The organism is Streptomyces sp. NPDC038200, from assembly GCF_055600785.1.
In genome coordinates, this window is record NZ_JBVJYH010000011.1 from 144,726 (window position 1) to 160,532 (window position 15,807).

General features: G+C 71.3%; 13 protein-coding genes. 5 read left to right on the top strand and 8 right to left on the bottom strand.

The window, feature by feature from the left end; all coding sequences use genetic code 11:
- Positions 1-2 precede the first annotated feature (2 nt).
- On the bottom strand, positions 3-677 hold the full coding sequence (locus ACZ7KF_RS23235) for a Crp/Fnr family transcriptional regulator (protein ID WP_014674022.1): 675 nt from the start codon (positions 675-677) through the stop codon (positions 3-5).
- A 251-nt stretch (positions 678-928) separates the two neighbouring features.
- Here ACZ7KF_RS23235 and nth point away from each other — a divergent pair, with 251 nt between their 5' ends.
- From nth to ACZ7KF_RS23250, 3 genes are all read left to right on the top strand, one after another.
- Positions 929-2,020 (top strand): endonuclease III, encoded by a 1,092-nt coding sequence (gene nth / locus ACZ7KF_RS23240; protein ID WP_471078464.1) that lies wholly within the window; start codon positions 929-931, stop codon positions 2,018-2,020.
- A 55-nt stretch (positions 2,021-2,075) separates the two neighbouring features.
- Positions 2,076-2,771 (top strand): NUDIX hydrolase, encoded by a 696-nt coding sequence (locus ACZ7KF_RS23245; protein WP_471078149.1) that lies wholly within the window; start codon positions 2,076-2,078, stop codon positions 2,769-2,771.
- A 116-nt stretch (positions 2,772-2,887) separates the two neighbouring features.
- A complete protein-coding gene (locus ACZ7KF_RS23250; protein WP_471078152.1) occupies positions 2,888-4,087 on the top strand; it encodes a MarP family serine protease in 1,200 nt (399 codons plus the stop codon).
- A 15-nt stretch (positions 4,088-4,102) separates the two neighbouring features.
- Here the strand turns inward: ACZ7KF_RS23250 and ACZ7KF_RS23255 are convergent, their stop codons facing one another.
- From ACZ7KF_RS23255 to ACZ7KF_RS23280, 6 genes are all read right to left on the bottom strand, one after another.
- The gene (locus tag ACZ7KF_RS23255) at positions 4,103-4,282 is read right to left on the bottom strand and encodes a hypothetical protein (RefSeq protein WP_471078155.1); all 180 of its coding nucleotides are present in this window, start codon (positions 4,280-4,282) and stop codon (positions 4,103-4,105) included.
- A gap of 139 nt (positions 4,283-4,421) precedes the next feature.
- Positions 4,422-5,357: an alpha/beta fold hydrolase gene (locus ACZ7KF_RS23260; RefSeq protein WP_471078158.1), complete on the bottom strand. Its 936-nt coding sequence runs from the start codon at positions 5,355-5,357 to the stop codon at positions 4,422-4,424.
- On the bottom strand, positions 5,354-5,842 hold the full coding sequence (locus ACZ7KF_RS23265) for a phage holin family protein (RefSeq protein ID WP_471078161.1): 489 nt from the start codon (positions 5,840-5,842) through the stop codon (positions 5,354-5,356). Before ACZ7KF_RS23265 ends, ACZ7KF_RS23260 begins: the two co-directional genes overlap by 4 nt.
- Positions 5,843-5,966: 124 nt before the next feature.
- Positions 5,967-7,403, bottom strand: a complete 1,437-nt coding sequence (nhaA, locus tag ACZ7KF_RS23270; protein ID WP_471078164.1) for a Na+/H+ antiporter NhaA — start codon at positions 7,401-7,403, stop codon at positions 5,967-5,969.
- Positions 7,404-7,590: 187 nt separating this feature from the next.
- The gene (gene acs, locus ACZ7KF_RS23275; protein ID WP_471078167.1) at positions 7,591-9,546 is read right to left on the bottom strand and encodes an acetate--CoA ligase; all 1,956 of its coding nucleotides are present in this window, start codon (positions 9,544-9,546) and stop codon (positions 7,591-7,593) included.
- Positions 9,547-9,638: 92 nt separating this feature from the next.
- On the bottom strand, positions 9,639-12,005 hold the full coding sequence (locus ACZ7KF_RS23280; protein ID WP_471078170.1) for a SulP family inorganic anion transporter: 2,367 nt from the start codon (positions 12,003-12,005) through the stop codon (positions 9,639-9,641).
- 336 nt (positions 12,006-12,341) lie between these two features.
- Here ACZ7KF_RS23280 and ACZ7KF_RS23285 point away from each other — a divergent pair, with 336 nt between their 5' ends.
- Positions 12,342-13,607 carry a polysaccharide deacetylase family protein gene (locus ACZ7KF_RS23285; protein ID WP_471078173.1) on the top strand — a complete coding sequence of 422 codons (1,266 nt, stop codon included), beginning with the start codon at positions 12,342-12,344 and terminating at the stop codon, positions 13,605-13,607.
- 3 nt (positions 13,608-13,610) lie between these two features.
- Here ACZ7KF_RS23285 and ACZ7KF_RS23290 read toward each other — a convergent pair whose 3' ends face one another.
- Positions 13,611-14,591, bottom strand: a complete 981-nt coding sequence (locus ACZ7KF_RS23290) for an ATP-binding protein (protein ID WP_471078175.1) — start codon at positions 14,589-14,591, stop codon at positions 13,611-13,613.
- A gap of 100 nt (positions 14,592-14,691) precedes the next feature.
- Here ACZ7KF_RS23290 and ACZ7KF_RS23295 point away from each other — a divergent pair, with 100 nt between their 5' ends.
- Positions 14,692-15,516 (top strand): Fic family protein, encoded by an 825-nt coding sequence (locus ACZ7KF_RS23295; RefSeq protein WP_471078178.1) that lies wholly within the window; start codon positions 14,692-14,694, stop codon positions 15,514-15,516.
- The last annotated feature ends 291 nt before the right edge of the window (positions 15,517-15,807 follow it).

Genomic DNA, 15,807 nt, shown 5'->3' on the forward strand with positions numbered 1-15,807 from the left:
GGTCAGCGCGACCTCTTGGCCAGCCGCTCCACGTCCAGCAGGATCACGGCCCGTGCCTCCAGGCGGAGCCATCCGCGCTGGGCGAAGTCGGCGAGGGCCTTGTTCACGGTCTCGCGGGAGGCGCCGACCAGCTGGGCCAGCTCCTCCTGCGTGAGGTCGTGGACGACGTGGATGCCCTCTTCGGACTGCACGCCGAAGCGGCGGGACAGGTCCAGCAGAGCGCGCGCCACGCGGCCGGGGACGTCCGAGAAGACCAGGTCGGACATCGCGTCGTTGGTCTTGCGCAGGCGGCGGGCGACGGCGCGCAGCAGGGCGCCGGCCACCTCGGGGCGGGCGTTCAGCCAGGGCTGGAGGTCGCCGTGACCGAGACCGAGCAGCTTGACCTCGGTCAGCGCGGTCGCGGTGGCCGTACGGGGGCCCGGGTCGAACAGCGACAGTTCGCCGATCAGTTCGCCGGGGCCGACGACGGCGAGCATGTTCTCGCGGCCGTCGGGGGAAGTGCGGTGCAGCTTCACCTTGCCCTCGGTGACGACGTACAGCCGGTCCCCGGGGTCGCCCTCGTGGAAGAGGGAGTCGCCGCGTGCCAGGGTCACCTCACTCATGGAGGCGCGAAGCTCCGCGGCCTGCTCGTCGTCGAGAGCCGCGAAGAGCGGGTTGCGCCGCAGAACGTCGTCCACGAGTTCTCTCCTTGTCGACCTGCTCAGGGGATCTTGCTCCCCCATGTGCCAGGGGACCGTGTTCCCCATTTTGCCGGACGGTCCAAACAGTGTGATCTGTCACAAGGATGCCGCACAGGTGTCCCGGGGTAAGCGTCAGGGGTCCAATCGGGGACCGCTTCGCGGGGTCCGGAGCGGATGCGAGTGCCGGGCTTTAGGCTGGCCGGGTGTCCAAATCGCCGGTGAGAGCACAGGACAAGGGGGCTGGGCGGGTGGTTGTACGTCGCGATTCCGCTGTGGGCGAACGCGGATCCGAAGGAAGTAATAAAACGGGCAAATCATCTAAAAGGGATACCTCGGGGGGAGGGGCGGCTTCGAAGAAGGACGGGCCCGCGAAGAAGGCCGCTTCCGCCGAGAGGCCCGCGCCCGCCGAGCAGGCCGCACCCGCCGGTAAGACGGTGAAGAAGGCGGCCGAAAAGGCCGCGAAGAAGGCGGCGCCCGCCAGGAGAGCCGTGACCACGGCCGCGTCCGTCGAGAAGCCCGCCAAGAAGGCCGCGCCCGTCAGGAAGACCGCCGTCAAGCCGCCGGCCGGCGAGTCACCCACCGCCCTGGTCCGCCGCGCCCGCCGCATCAACCGCGAACTGGCCGAGGTGTACCCGTACGCCCACCCCGAGCTGGACTTCGAGAACTCCTTCCAGCTGCTGGTGGCCACCGTGCTGTCGGCGCAGACCACCGACCTGCGCGTCAACCAGACCACCCCGGCGCTCTTCGCCAAGTACCCCACCCCCGAGGACCTCGCCGCCGCCAACCCGGAGGAGGTCGAGGAGATCCTGCGCCCCTGCGGATTCTTCCGCGCCAAGACCAGGTCGGTGATAGGGCTCTCCAAAGCCCTCGCCGAGGACTTCGGCGGCGAGGTGCCCGGCCGGCTGGCGGACCTGGTCAAGCTGCCCGGTGTGGGCCGCAAGACGGCCTTCGTCGTCCTCGGCAACGCCTTCGGCCGGCCCGGGATCACCGTGGACACCCACTTCCAGCGGCTGGTCCGGCGCTGGCAGTGGACCGACGAGACCGACCCCGACAAGATCGAGGCCGCCGTCGGCGCGCTCTTCCCGAAGAGCGACTGGACCGACCTGTCCCACCACGTCATCTGGCACGGCCGCCGCATCTGCCACGCCCGCAAGCCCGCCTGCGGGGCCTGCCCCATCGCCCCGCTCTGCCCGGCCTACGGCGAGGGCGAGACCGACCCGGAGAAGGCGAAGAAGCTCCTGAAGTACGAGAAGGGCGGCTTCCCGGGACAGCGGCTCAAGCCCCCGCAGTCCTATCTCGACGCGGGCGGTCGCCCGGCGCCGCCGCTGGGGGCCGCGTGACGGAACGATCTCGGGCCCCTCGGGCGTTGCAGAGGGCAGAGCGACGGGGGTGGCGATGACGAGGACAAGCGACACACAGGGCGGCCCGGTGGCGCTCAGCAAGGAAGGGCTGCCGGACTGGCTGGAGCCCGTCGCGCACGCCGCCGAGACGGTCCAGCCCCTCCAGCTGAGCCGCTTCCTGCCGCCGGAGAACGGCTCGGGGCGGCAGTCGGCCGTGCTCATCCTGTTCGGCGAGGGGGAGCGGGGCCCCGAGCTGCTGCTCATGGAGCGCGCGGGCACGCTGCGCTCGCATGCGGGCCAGCCGTCCTTCCCGGGCGGCGCGCTGGATGCGGAGGACGGCGATCCGCAGGGCGAGGGCCCTCTGCGCGCGGCGCTGCGCGAGGCCGAGGAGGAGACCGGGCTCGACCCCTCCGGCGTGCAGCTCTTCGGCGTGCTGCCGAGGCTGTACATCCCGGTCAGCGGTTTCGTGGTCACCCCCGTGCTCGGCTGGTGGCGCGAGCCCAGCCCGGTGGGGGTCGTCGACCCGAAGGAGACCGCGCGGGTCTTCACCGTCCCCGTGGCGGATCTCACGGACCCCGCCAACCGCGCCACCGCCGTCCACCCCCGAGGCCACAGCGGTCCGGCATTCCTGGTCGAATCGGCCCTGGTGTGGGGATTCACGGCCGGAGTGATCGACCGCCTGCTGCACTACGCCGGCTGGGAGCGCCCCTGGGACCGGGAGAAGCAGGTCCCGCTGGACTGGCACGCATGACAGGGTGATCCCCGTGCTGTCCTTTCCGGGGGCTGTGACGTCGGCGGCTGCGCCGCGGGCCCCCGGACCCCCGGCCGGGCCGCGGGGACCGGAGTGAGTAGGCGAGGCCTGAAGCAGTGAACGTGCTGGACATCCTGTTGCTCGTCGCGGCGGTGTGGTTCGCGGTGGTGGGCTACCGCCAGGGCTTCGTCGTCGGCATCCTGTCGGTGGTCGGCTTCCTGGGCGGCGGCCTCGTCGCCGTGTACGCGCTGCCCGTCATCTGGGCCGCCGTGACCGAGAACGCCGAGGTCAGCACCACTGCCGCCGTCGTCGCCGTGGTCGTCGTCATCGTCTGCGCCTCCGTGGGCCAGGCCCTGACCACCCACCTCGGCAACAAGCTGCGCCGCCACATCACCTGGTCCCCGGCCCGCGCCCTGGACGCCACCGGCGGCGCGCTGGTCAACGTCGTCGCGATGCTCCTGGTGGCCTGGCTGATCGGCTCCGCCCTGGCCGGTACGACCCTGCCGACGCTCGGCAAGGAGGTCCGCGGCTCCAAGGTGCTCCTCGGCGTCTCCCGGGCGCTGCCCGCGCAGGCCGACACCTGGTTCGCGGACTTCTCCTCCGTGCTCGCGCAGAACGGCTTCCCGCAGGTCTTCAGCCCGTTCGCGAACGAGCCGATCAAGGACGTCCAGCCGCCCGACCCGGCCCTCGCCCGCAGCCCGGTCGCCCTGCGCGCCCAGCGCTCCATCGTCAAGGTCACCGGCACCGCCCAGAGCTGCGGCAAGGTCCTGGAGGGCACCGGCTTCGTCTTCGCCGACCGCCGCGTGATGACCAACGCGCACGTGGTCGGCGGGGTCGACGCGCCGCGGGTGCAGATAGGCGGTCAGGGCCGCAAGTACGACGCGAAGGTCGTGCTGTACGACTGGAAGCGCGACATCGCCGTACTCGACGTACCGGACCTGAGGTCGACCGCGCTGCGGTTCACCGCCCAGGACGCGGTCGGCGGCGACGGTGCGATCGTCGCGGGCTTCCCGGAGAACGGCTCGTACGACGTGCGCGCCGCGCGCGTGCGCGGGCGCATCGCGGCCAACGGCCCGGACATCTACCACCGCGGCACGGTCCGCCGCGACGTCTACTCCCTGTACGCCACCGTGCGTCAGGGCAACTCCGGCGGCCCGCTGCTCACCCCGGACGGCAAGGTGTACGGCGTGGTGTTCGCCAAGTCCCTCGACGACGCGGACACCGGCTACGCCCTGACGGCGGACGAGATCCGGCCCGACATCGAACGGGGGCGTACGGCGAACGAGCAGGTGGGTACGGACAGCTGCGCCCTGTAGGACGGCGCGGCGGCGTCAGCCCCGTGTGTGACGCAGGCGTACCGAGACCCAGCGGGCCCGACGGCGCAGGATGCGCGGAATCCCCACCCGGAGGTCTCCTTCCGCGAGTTGCGAGGTACCTCGCTGTGGCGTGCTCAGCCCCGTGCTCGAGCGGCGGTTGCGGGGTGCGTCACTGTAGTCGTGCGTCCAGCCCATACCCCGACGTGTGCCCCCGCCCCAAGGTCCATAATCGCCCGCGCGCCCCCCAATTGGCCTATGCGGAAGGCATGTGGCCGTTCGGGGGACAACTGTTCAGGAACCGGATACTCCACGCATCCGGGCCGTCACCGCCGGCTCACCGGTCCGGCTCGGGGTCCTTGAGCCAGTTGACCAGCTCCGTGGAGAAGGCCGCCGGGTCCTCCTCGTGCGGGAAGTGCCCGAGGCCGTCGAACAGCCGCCAGCGGTACGGCGCTTCGACGTACTCGCCCGAACCGGCCGCGCTGCGCGTCCGGGTCACCGGGTCCAGCGAGCCGTGCAGATGCAGCGTGGGCACCCGCACCGGCCGCTTCATCCTGCGGTAGAACTGCACGCCGTCCGGCCGGGCCAGCGAACGCACCAGCCAGCGGTACGGCTCGATGGAGCAGTGTGCGGTGGACGGGATGGACATGGCCCGCTGGTACGTCTCCACGGCCGCGTCCTCCGGCAGCCGGGGCCCGGACCACTCCCGGATCAGCCGGCCCACCAGCGCGCCCCCGTCGGCGGTCAGTTGACGCTCCGGAAGCCAGGGCCGCTGGAACCCCCAGATGTAGGAGTTGGCGGCCGTCTGCCGGGCGTCCCGCAGCATCGCCGCGCGCCAGCGCCGCGGGTGCGGCATGGACACCACGGCGAGGCGCCGGACCAGCTTGGGCCGCATGGCCGCCGCCGTCCACGCCAGATAGCCGCCGAGGTCGTGACCGACCAGCGCGGCGTCCGGCTCGCCGAGGGAGCGGATCACCCCGGTGACGTCCAGGGCCAGGTTGGCGGGGTCGTACCCGCGGGGCGTGCGGTCGCTGCCGCCGACGCCCCGCAGGTCCATCGCCACCGCCCGGTAGCCCGCGTCCGCGAGCGCGGCCAGCTGGTGCCGCCAGGTCCACCAGAACTGCGGGAAGCCGTGCAGGAGCAGTACCAGGGGGCCGTCACCCAGCTCGGCGATGTGGAAGCGGGCGCCGTTGGCGGCGACATCCCGGTGCGTGACCTGCCTCCCGTCCGGGAGGTCGATCCGCACGGGCGAGGGGGCGGCGGGGTCCGTCATGACGACGAGCGTGCCACAGCCTCGATGGCCGCGGGAGCCCGGTCCTCGGGCAGCTCCGGGCGCGGGTGCGGCTTGGCGTTCTGCAGGACGCTCGCCGTCTCCTTCATCGAGGCCGCCACCTTCTGCGGACCCTGGCTCTTCTTGGCCTTCTTCGCGAACGTGACGCCGATGAGCGCGAGAAGCCCGGCGACGAGCACGTTGGCCGCGAAGGACAGCAGGAAGCAGACGGCCAGGTTCCAGCCGCTCCAGGTGCGGATGCCGTAGGCCAGGGCGAAGTTGAGCATCGGCAGGGAGAACACCAGTACCGCGCCCGCCAGCGAGAAGGCGCCGCCGCTCGCCGCGCCGCGCTTCACGTCCTGCTTCAGCTGGGCCTTGGCCAGGGCGATCTCGTCGTGCACCAGCGCCGACATTTCGGTCGTCGCCGAGGCGAACAGCTGGCCGATGCTGCGTTCGGCGCCGACCGGGCTGCCGTCGGGTGCGCTCATCGCGTTCTCCCTCAGTGGTCTCTCGTGCCGCACGTGTGCCGTGCCGGAGATCCGTCGCTCGTACGGCCGTCCGGCGCAGCCGCCGTGCGCGTGCGGCCGTCTTGTTTTGTACCGTCTCGTCAGATCATGCCGGACGGTCGCCCTCCTCGCCTGCCCCGCCCGGCACTTCCGCAAGCCCGTGGCGTGCCGCGGCCGCCCGCTCGGCGGCCAGACGCCGGTGTTCCGCGGCCTTGCGCTCATGGATCTCCGCCATGCGCAGGTGGTACGCCGGGTCGTCCTGCTCGTAGACGTCCGGGACGCCGTCGAGGTCCTCGTCGCGCTCCTCGTCCTCGCACAGTCTGCGGTATCGGGCGTTGCGCAGCTTCAGCAGCACCGTCGAGCACACCGCCGCGATCAGTGATCCGGTGAGGACGGCCGCCTTCACCTCGCCGGTGAGAAGGCTCTCGCCCGCGAAGGCCAGCTCGCCGATGAGCAGCGAGACCGTGAAGCCGATCCCCGCGAGCGACGCCACCGCGAAGACGTCGGCCCATGCCAGTTCCTCGCTGAGCCGCGCCCGGGTGAAGCGGACGGTCAGCCAGGTGCCGCCGAATATGCCCACCGTCTTGCCCACGACCAGGCCGAGCACGACGCCGAGCGTCTCGGGCTGGGTGAACACGTCCCCGAGCGCCCCGCCGGATATCGGCACCCCGGCGCTGAACAGCGCGAACAGCGGTACGGCGAGCCCGGCCGACAGGGGCCGCACCAGGTGCTCGATGTGCTCGCCCGGCGAGTGCTCCTCACCCTCCCGGGTGGTGCAGCGCAGCATCAGGCCCATCGCCACGCCGGCGACGGTCGCGTGCACGCCGCTGTTGTACATCAGCGCCCACACGACGACGGCCAGCGGCAGGTACACGTACCAGCCGCGCACGCCCTTGCGCAGCAGCAGCCAGAAGACGGCGAGCCCGGCGACGGCCCCGCCCAGGGCGGCGAAGTTCAGCCGGTCGGTGAAGAAGATCGCGATGATCAGGATCGCGAACAGGTCGTCGACGACCGCGAGAGTGAGCAGGAAGGCGCGCAGGGCACTGGGCAGCGAGGTGCCGATGACCGCGAGCACGGCGAGCGCGAAGGCGATGTCGGTGGCGGTGGGCACCGCCCAGCCCTGGAGGGAACCGCCCCCGGCGACGTTGGTGAGCGCGTAGACGAGCGCCGGTACGGCCATTCCGCACAGCGCCGCCACCACGGGCAGCACGGCCGCTCTGGGGTCGCGCAGATCGCCCGCGACCAGCTCGCGCTTGAGTTCGATGCCGGCGACGAAGAAGAACACCGCGAGCAGGCCGTCGGCGGCCCAGTGGGCGACGGACAGATGCAGGCCGAGGGCGTCGGGGCCGAGGTGGAAGTGGCCGACGCTCGCGTAGCTGTGGCGCAGGGCGGGGATGTTCGCCCAGATCAGCGCGGCCACGGCGGCGAGGAGCAGCAGGACACCGCCCACGGTCTCGGTGCGCAGCGCGTCCGCGACGAAGGTCCGCTCGGGCAGGGACAGCCGGCCGAGGACCTTGCGGGGGGTGAGGCGGGGCGCGGGCACGAGATACCTCCGGAGGCAGGCGAAATGCACATGCCGACCAGACTTCCCGGCGCACCTGACGTGCCGCTCCCTACGGCACTTTGCTTAGTTTACCTAACGTGGGGTGTGCCGGGTCCGTGATCTTCACGGTAGACGCCTCGGGGGCACCCGGCACGTTCGCCGGCCGGGTGCCCCTCGGGATGCCGTTTCAGTCCTCGCTGGGCGCCGCGGGCAGCTTGGTCTGGATGAGGTCCATGACGGTGGAGTCGGTGAGCGTGGTGACGTCGCCGAGCTGGCGGTTCTCGGCGACGTCGCGCAGCAGCCGGCGCATGATCTTGCCGGAGCGGGTCTTGGGCAGCTCCGCCACCGGCAGGATCCGCTTGGGCTTGGCGATCGGGCCGAGCGTGGCGCCGACATGGTTGCGCAGCTCGCCGACGAGCGCCTCGTCCTCCGAGGCCGTGCCGCGCAGGATGACGAACGCGACGATCGCCTGACCGGTGGTCTCGTCCGCGGCGCCGACGACGGCGGCCTCGGCGACCGACGGGTGCGAGACGAGCGCGGATTCGACCTCGGTGGTGGAGATGTTGTGCCCGGAGACGAGCATGACGTCGTCCACGCGCCCGAGCAGCCAGATGTCGCCGTCGTCGTCCTTCTTCGCGCCGTCCCCGGCGAAGTACTTGCCCTCGAAGCGGGACCAGTAGGTGTCGATGAACCGCTGGTCGTCGCCCCAGATGGTGCGCAGCATCGACGGCCACGGCTCGGTCAGCACCAGGTAGCCGCCGCCGCCGTTGGGCACCTCGTTCGCCTCGTCGTCGACGACGGTGGCGCTGATGCCGGGCAGCGGGCGCTGCGCGGAGCCGGGCTTGGCCTCGGTGACGCCGGGCAGCGGCGTGATCATCATGGCGCCGGTCTCGGTCTGCCACCAGGTGTCCACCACCGGCGTGGTGTCGGCGCCGATGTGCTTGCGGTACCAGACCCAGGCCTCGGGGTTGATGGGCTCACCCACCGAGCCCAGGACCCGCAGGCTGGACAGGTCGAACTTGGCGGGGATGTCGTCGCCCCACTTCATGAACGTCCGGATCGCGGTCGGGGCGGTGTAGAGGATCGAGACCTTGTACTTCTGCACGATCTCCCAGAACCGGCCCTGGTGCGGGGTGTCCGGCGTGCCCTCGTACATCACCTGCGTACCGCCGTTGGCCAGCGGGCCGTAGACGATGTACGAGTGCCCGGTCACCCAGCCGACGTCGGCCGTGCACCAGTAGACGTCCGTCTCCGGCTTGAGGTCGAAGACCGCCCAGTGGGTGTAGGCCGCCTGGGTGAGGTAGCCGCCGGAGGTGTGCAGGATGCCCTTCGGCTTCCCCGTCGTGCCGGAGGTGTAGAGGATGAACAGGGGGTGCTCGGCCTCGAACGCCTCCGGGGTGTGCTCGGCCGACTGGCGGGCGACGATGTCGTCCCACCACACGTCCCGGCCCTCGGTCCAGGCCACGTCCTGCCCGGTGCGGCGGACCACGAGGACGTGCTCGACGTTGTCCACCTTGCCGATCGCCTCGTCCACGGCCGGCTTGAGCGCGGACGGCTTGCCGCGCCGGTAGCCGCCGTCGGCGGTGATGACGACCTTGGCGTCCGCGTCCTGGATACGGGTCGCGAGCGCGTCGGCGGAGAAGCCGCCGAAGACGACCGAGTGCGCCGCGCCGATCCGGGCCGAGGCCAGCATCGCGATCGCGGTCTCCGGGATCATCGGCATGTAGATGGCGACCCGGTCGCCCTTCCGCACGCCCAGCTCCAGCAGGGCGTTGGCGGCCCGGGAGACCTCGTCCTTCAGCTCCGCATAGGTGATCGCGCGGCTGTCGCCGGGCTCGCCCTCGAAGTGGATGGCGACACGGTCCCCGTGCCCGGCCTCCACGTGCCGGTCCACGCAGTTGTACGCGACGTTCAGCTCGCCGTCCTTGAACCACTTCGCGAACGGCGGGTTCGACCAGTCCAGCGTCTCGGTCGGTTCCTTGGCCCAGGTCAGCCGGCGGGCCTGCTCGGCCCAGAAGCCGAGCCTGTCAGCCTTGGCCTGTTCGTACGCCTCCGCGGTGACATTGGCGTGCGCGGCCAGGTCGGCGGGCGGCGCGAACCTGCGCTCTTCCTTGAGCAGGTTGGCCAGGCTCTCGTTGCTCACGACATCTCCCATTCCAAGGGTGTCCGTTGTGTCCCAGGCCACAGCTCATCAGACGCGGGGGCCCGATGACAAGGGTCGGCAGGAAAATTGGTTTAGACCTGTCTGAAGGTCGTCGGCCGCGGGTGCCCGTGTCCCCGCTCACCTCCCTCTTCACCGACCCCGAGACCTTCCGTGGCGTCCTCGAACACGGTTCCTCTTTCCGCCCCCGCGAGCAGATACGCCTGGGCCTCGCCCACGTGGAAGTACATGCCGTGCAGTTCCAGTTCCCCCCGGGCCAGCGCCCGGGCGACCGGTCCGTGCGCCCGCAGGTGCGCCAGCTGCTGGACCACGTTGGTCAGGCACAGCAGCTCCGCCGCGTCCGCGGGGGTCCGCCCGGCCAGCCGGGGCCGGTCGCGGTGGTCGCCGGCCATCCGCGCCAGACTGGGCAGCCCGTGCCGCAGCCACCGCTGCAGCGGCGTGTCCCCCCGGCCGGCCCCGGGGGTCAGCAGCGCCTGCATCGCCCCGCACCCGGAGTGCCCGCACACCGTGAGGGAGCGCACCCCGAGCACGTCCACCGCGTACTCGATGGCGGCGGCCACCGAGTCGTCGCCGTGCTCCTCGCCCGGTGGCGGCACCAGGTTGCCGACATTGCGGACGACGAACAGGTCGCCGGGACCACTGGAAGTGATCATCGACGTGACGAGCCGGGAGTCGGCGCAGGTGAGGAAGAGCTGCGCGGGCCGCTGGCCCTCCCGGGCGAGCCGCGCCAGCTCGTCCCGCACCAGCGGCGCGGTGTTCCGCTGGAACGAGCTGATGCCACGGGCCAGTTCCCGGCCGGCCTCCTGCCCCGCCGGGGCGGCCGGGATGGCGGGGGGCCCGGCGAAGGCGAAGCAGGTCTGGTGATTGCGCCAGGGGGTCCAGGGGCGGCACCGGCACTCGGCGGCCGGGGCCCGCTCGGCGGTCCGGATTCCGCCGCGCCGGCCCGCCAGCTCGGCCGTTCCGCCCCGCGCGATGTGGCTGCTGCGCCAGTCCTGCAGCGACTCGTACGCCGCGTGGTCCATGAACGATCCGTTCAACTCCACGACGGCGTGCGCGCCTTGGGGCACGAGATGCAGGGCTCTGCTGAGCCGGGGCACCGCGAGGAACGTCAGCTGGCCCCGGACGCGTACGTGGTGGACTCCCTTCTTCTCCTCGTGCGTGATGCGGGTGTGGGCGAGGCGGTGCAGGGCGAGGGCGACCGCCACGGCGATCCCGAGGAACACGCCCTGCAGGACGCCGAGGAACACCACGCCGAGTGTGGTCATGGCGTAGACCGGCACTTCGCGGTGGCGGGTCACCGTGCGGATGTGGTGCAGGGACACCATCTGGATGCCGACGGCCATCACCAGGGCGGCGAGGGAGGCGAGCGGGATCTCCTCCAGGATCGGGACCATCAGCAGCGCGGCGACCACTACGAGAACGCCGTGCAGCATCGTGGAGTTCCGGCTGACCGCACCCGCGTGCACATTCGCCGTGCTGCGCACCGCGACACCCGCGATCGGCAGCCCGCCCAGCGCCCCCGAGACGATGTTGGCGGCACCCTGGCCCAGCAGTTCCCGGTCCAGGTCGGAGCGGCCGACGCGGGACTGCGGGCCGGGGCGGGCGGCGACCAGCTTGTCCACGGCCACCGCGCCGAGCAGGGACTGCACGCTGCACACCAGGGTGGTGGTGAGTACCGCCGCCGCGATGCCGAGCGCCGGGCCGTCGGGCAGCCCGGCCAGGGCGTGGCTGTGCCAGGACGGCAGTTCCACCCGGGGCAGGCTCAGGCCGGCGACGGCCGCGGTCGCGGCGGCGCCGGTGACGGCGACGAGGGCGGCCGGCACCCGGCGCAGCAGCCGTCCGGCGCGGCCGGGCAGCCGCGGCCAGGCCAGCAGCAGGGCCAGGGTCAGCACGCTCATCGACACGGCCGCCGGGTGCAGGTCGGCCAACTGGGCGGGCAGGTCCCGCAGATTGGCGAGGACGGAACTGTCCGGGCTGCCGCCGAGGACGATGTGCAGCTGGGCGACGGCGATGGTGATGCCGATGCCGGCGAGCATGCCGTGCACCACGGCCGGGCTGACCGCGAGCGCGCCGCGCGCCACCCGCAGACAGCCGAGGCCGAGCTGGGCGAGGCCGGCCAGGACGGTGATGCCGCAGGTGGTCCGCCAGCCGTAACGGTGGATCAGGTCCGCCGTGACCACGGTGAGTCCGGCGGCGGGCCCGCTGACCTGGAGGGGGCAGCCGGCCAGCCGGCCGGCGACGATTCCGCCCACGGCGGCGGCCACGAGGCCGGCCTGGAGCGGGGCGCCGGTGGCCAGCGCGATGCCGAGGGAGAGCGGCAGGGCGATCAGGAAGACCGCGACGGCCGCGGACAGATCGGCGCTGTCGACGGGGAAGCGGCGGCGCGCGGGTGCGGGGCCGTGCGGTGGGTGCTGGGTGTGCGGGGGTGCGCAGGCTGACATGTTCCCGTCTCCTCCGGGGCGGCGCGGTCGCGGACTGGGTGGGACCCGCGGTGATGGCGGGTTGGGTCGCGGCCGTGAGTCACGGCGTGCAGCGGCGGGATGGACCAACTCTCAGTAAAAGAAACGTAATGCGACGTAAAGGCAAAGCATAGATTTCCGGGGCAAACGGGGCAGAAGATCGCCCGCAGGAGTGAAGTAATCATTTGATCGGCTTGTCGTACTAATTCCTTCTCGGTCCCGTGAGACCTTGGCCGCGCTGTCGGGACAAACCCGGCACATCACGAGAAACGGCCCTCGTCAGCGTTTGCCTGAGAGAAGGAAGAAGGTGGGCGGAACATGGCCGCCACCCAGAGGTTCGCCGCCGGCGCGATGGTCGCCGCGGCATGTGCGGCGTCGCTCGCCGGTTGCGCGACCGACTCCAACGGCAAGAAGGAAGGCGCGTCCGGTCCGGAGCAGGGGGCGCCGGCGCCGAACAGCATGCTCCGGCTCATCGGTGACGGATCCACCGCGTACACCGGATCCCAGCCGCATCTGCCCAGGCCCGAGCGGTTGAGCCCCGGTCAGAAGCCCCCTCAGTTCGTGGTGTTCTCCTGGGACGGCGCGGGCGAGGACAGCCAGAAGCTGTTCTCGCGCTTCCGCAAGGTCGCGAAGGAGAACAACGCGACCATGACGTACTTCCTCAGCGGCGTGTACATGCTGCCGGAGGAGAAGCGTGACCTCTACGAGCCGCCGCAGCATGCGCAGGGCAGCTCGGACATCGGCTTCAACGACGAGCAGGGCATCACCGACACCCTGGAGCAGGTACGGCTGGCCTGGCTGGAGGGGAACGAGATCGGCACCCACTTCAACGGCCACTTCTGCGGTCCCGACGGCGGGGTCGGGACCTGGTCGGTGGACGAGTGGAAGAGCGAGATCGCCCAGGCCAAGAAGTTCGTGAAGTCCTGGAAGAGCAACGCCGGCCTGCACCGGACGGACCCGCTGCCCTTCGACTACGACAAGGAGCTGATCGGAGCCCGCACCCCCTGTCTGGAGGGGCAGAAGAACTTCATGAAGGCCGCCCGCCAACTGGGCTTCCGCTACGACTCCAGCGGAGTCAACGACCAGGTGTGGCCCAAGAAGAAGGAGGGTCTGTGGGACCTGTCCATGCAACTGGTGCCCTTCCCGGGGCACACCTATGAGCAGCTGACCATGGACTACAACTTCATGGTCAACCAGTCCGGCACCGAGACCCAGGGCGACCCCGACAAGTTCGACTACTGGGGCGACCAGATGCGCGACGGCCTCCTCAAGGGCTTTTACCGCGCCTACGACGGCAATCGCGCGCCTCTGATCATCGGCAACCACTTCGAGTCCTGGAACGGCGGCACCTACATGCGCGCCGTCGAGGCCGTGGTGAAGGAGGTGTGCAACAAGCCCGACGTGCGCTGCGTGTCCTTCCACCAGCTGGCCGACTGGCTGGACGCCCAGGACCCGAAGACCCTGGCGAAGCTGCGCACCCTGGAGGTGGGTGAGGCGCCCCGGCAGGGCTGGGCGTCCTTCCTGTCCGGCCGTCCGGCCCCGGCGCCCAAGGGCGTGCCCGGGGCGCCGGCGGTCAGGCAGTAGGCGTCAGGCAGGCGCCGCCACGCCCTCGCCGAGCACGAAATGGGGGTCGACCTGCGCAGCCAGGTCGGCCCCGGTGCGCTCGTTGCCCCAGGACTCGGCGTTCTTCAGATGGAAGTGCACCATCTGGCGGGTGTAGCGCTCCCAGTCCCGCTGCTCGTGGGTGGCGTCGACGGTGGCCCGAAGCGTGGCCAGGGCCTGCGCGTTGGCCTCTTCCAGGTGATCGAACCGGGGCGGACGGCCCTTCTCCATGGCACGCACCCAGTCCGAGCGCCCGACCGTCACGAGCAGGTCGTCACCGACCTCCGCGCGGAGGAAGTCGATGTCGTCCGGCTCCTGGATCTTGTTGCCGACGACCTTCAGGGCGACGCCGAAGTCGCGGGCGTACTCCTTGTACTGGCGGTAGACGGAGACCCCCTTCCGGGTCGGCTCGGCGACGAGGAACGTCATGTCGAAGCGGGTGAACATGCCGGAGGCGAAGGAGTCCGAACCGGCCGTCATGTCGACCACGACGTACTCGTCGGGACCGTCGACGAGGTGGTTCAGGAACAGCTCCACCGCTCCCGTCTTGGAGTGGTAGCAGGCGACCCCCAGGTCGGCGTCCGTGAAGGGCCCGGTGACCATCAGACGGACGGCGCCGCCGTCGAGTTCCACCGGCCGCGCGCAGGCGTCGTAGACCGGGTTGGGCTCCCGCACCCGGACCAGCCGTGAGCCCTCGCCGGGCGGGGTCGTCTTGATCATCGTCGCGGCCGAGGCGATGCGCGGGTTGTTGCCGCGCAGATAGTCCTTGATCAGCGGCAGCCGTGCGCCCATGGCGGGCAGCGCCGCCGCCTCCTCCTCGCCGAGGCCGAGTGCGGGGCCGAGGTGCTGGTTGATGTCCGCGTCGATGGCGACCACCGGGGCGCCGGTGGCGACGAGGTGGCGGATGAAGAGGGAGGAGAGCGTGGTCTTGCCGCTGCCGCCCTTCCCGACGAAAGCAATTTTCATGTTCACCAAGGGTAGTCGCGTGATAGCTGTACGTGTCACGCGACGTGAAGAAGACCACTCCTTCGTGGGGTGGGGCGGCGAGGTGCGTAGGGTCGGACTCATGAGTACGACAGGCGCGACCGCCGATCCGCTCGCGGCCCTGGGCTCGCTGCCCGGTGTGCCCGATTCCGTGGAGTCCGTGCGCAAAGCCGTGGACCGGGTCTACGGGCACCGGGTCATGCGGCGCCGCAGCAACGAGATCACCTCCGAGGCGGCCCTGCGCGGCGCCCGGGGCTCGGCGGCACTGTCCGGCGCGGACTGGGCCCTGGAGGAGGTGCGGCGGCGCACCGACTTCGGCGTGGATGCCGAGGCCCGCGTCATGGGTGCCGCCCTGCGGCTCGGGGCCGAAGCGGGACAGCTGCTGTCCATCTGGCGCCAGTCGCCCCTGCGTGTACTGGCCCGGCTGCACCTGGTGGCCGCGGCCGAGGACGGTGACCGGGTCGGCAGGCCGCGCCAGGCCGGCGAGCAGGTGGACGAGCCGCTCGTCGAGCTTCCGCTGCCGGACGCCCAGGAGGTCTCCGGCCGGCTGGAAGGGCTCGCCGACCTGATCATCGCCGGCACGTCGGCGCCCGCGCTGGTGACGGCCGCGGTCGTGCACGGCGAGCTGCTCGCGCTGCGTCCCTTCGTGTCCCACAACGGCCTGGTCGCGCGCGCGGCCGAGCGGATCGTGCTGATCGGCAGCGGACTGGACCCGAAGGCGGTCTGCCCCGCCGAGGTCGGCCACGCCGAGCTGGGCCGCGCCTCCTACCTGGCCGCCCTGGACGGGTACGTCTCGGGCACCCCCGAGGGCATGGCGGCCTGGATCGCCCACTGCGGCCGGGCGGTCGAGCTGGGCGTACGCGAGTCGACCGCGGTGTGCGAGGCGCTGCAGCGCGGCGCGGCCTGAGGAGCCCGCGGAAACGGCCCCGACACGGGTTGCGGCGGTACGAGTTCTCGTACCGCCGCTGGCATGCTCACCCGGTTACCAAGCGTCCTCGATACTTGCCCATCAGGTCGGGATGCTTTGCCCGTCACCTGGTGCGGCTGGCCCGTAATCGACGGGTCGACGTCGCGTGGGTGCCCGATGTTCATGCAGGGTCCGTGGGGCCGAGTGCGTAATGACAGGGGATCCTCTCGGATGTCCTTTGGTCTCGCGGGCCTATGTTCTTTGTACCGCGGGCCGGGAGGAAGCGGAACC

Coding starts and splice junctions, on each gene's coding strand:
- ACZ7KF_RS23285 (WP_471078173.1), top strand. CDS start 12,342: ATGGCCGCCACCCAGAGGTTCGCCGCCGGCGCGATGGTCGCCGCGGCA.
- ACZ7KF_RS23295 (WP_471078178.1), top strand. CDS start 14,692: ATGAGTACGACAGGCGCGACCGCCGATCCGCTCGCGGCCCTGGGCTCG.
- ACZ7KF_RS23260 (WP_471078158.1), bottom strand. CDS start 5,357: ATGACGGACCCCGCCGCCCCCTCGCCCGTGCGGATCGACCTCCCGGAC.
- ACZ7KF_RS23265 (WP_471078161.1), bottom strand. CDS start 5,842: ATGAGCGCACCCGACGGCAGCCCGGTCGGCGCCGAACGCAGCATCGGC.
- ACZ7KF_RS23255 (WP_471078155.1), bottom strand. CDS start 4,282: ATGGGCTGGACGCACGACTACAGTGACGCACCCCGCAACCGCCGCTCG.
- ACZ7KF_RS23245 (WP_471078149.1), top strand. CDS start 2,076: ATGACGAGGACAAGCGACACACAGGGCGGCCCGGTGGCGCTCAGCAAG.
- ACZ7KF_RS23290 (WP_471078175.1), bottom strand. CDS start 14,591: ATGAAAATTGCTTTCGTCGGGAAGGGCGGCAGCGGCAAGACCACGCTC.
- ACZ7KF_RS23280 (WP_471078170.1), bottom strand. CDS start 12,005: ATGTCAGCCTGCGCACCCCCGCACACCCAGCACCCACCGCACGGCCCC.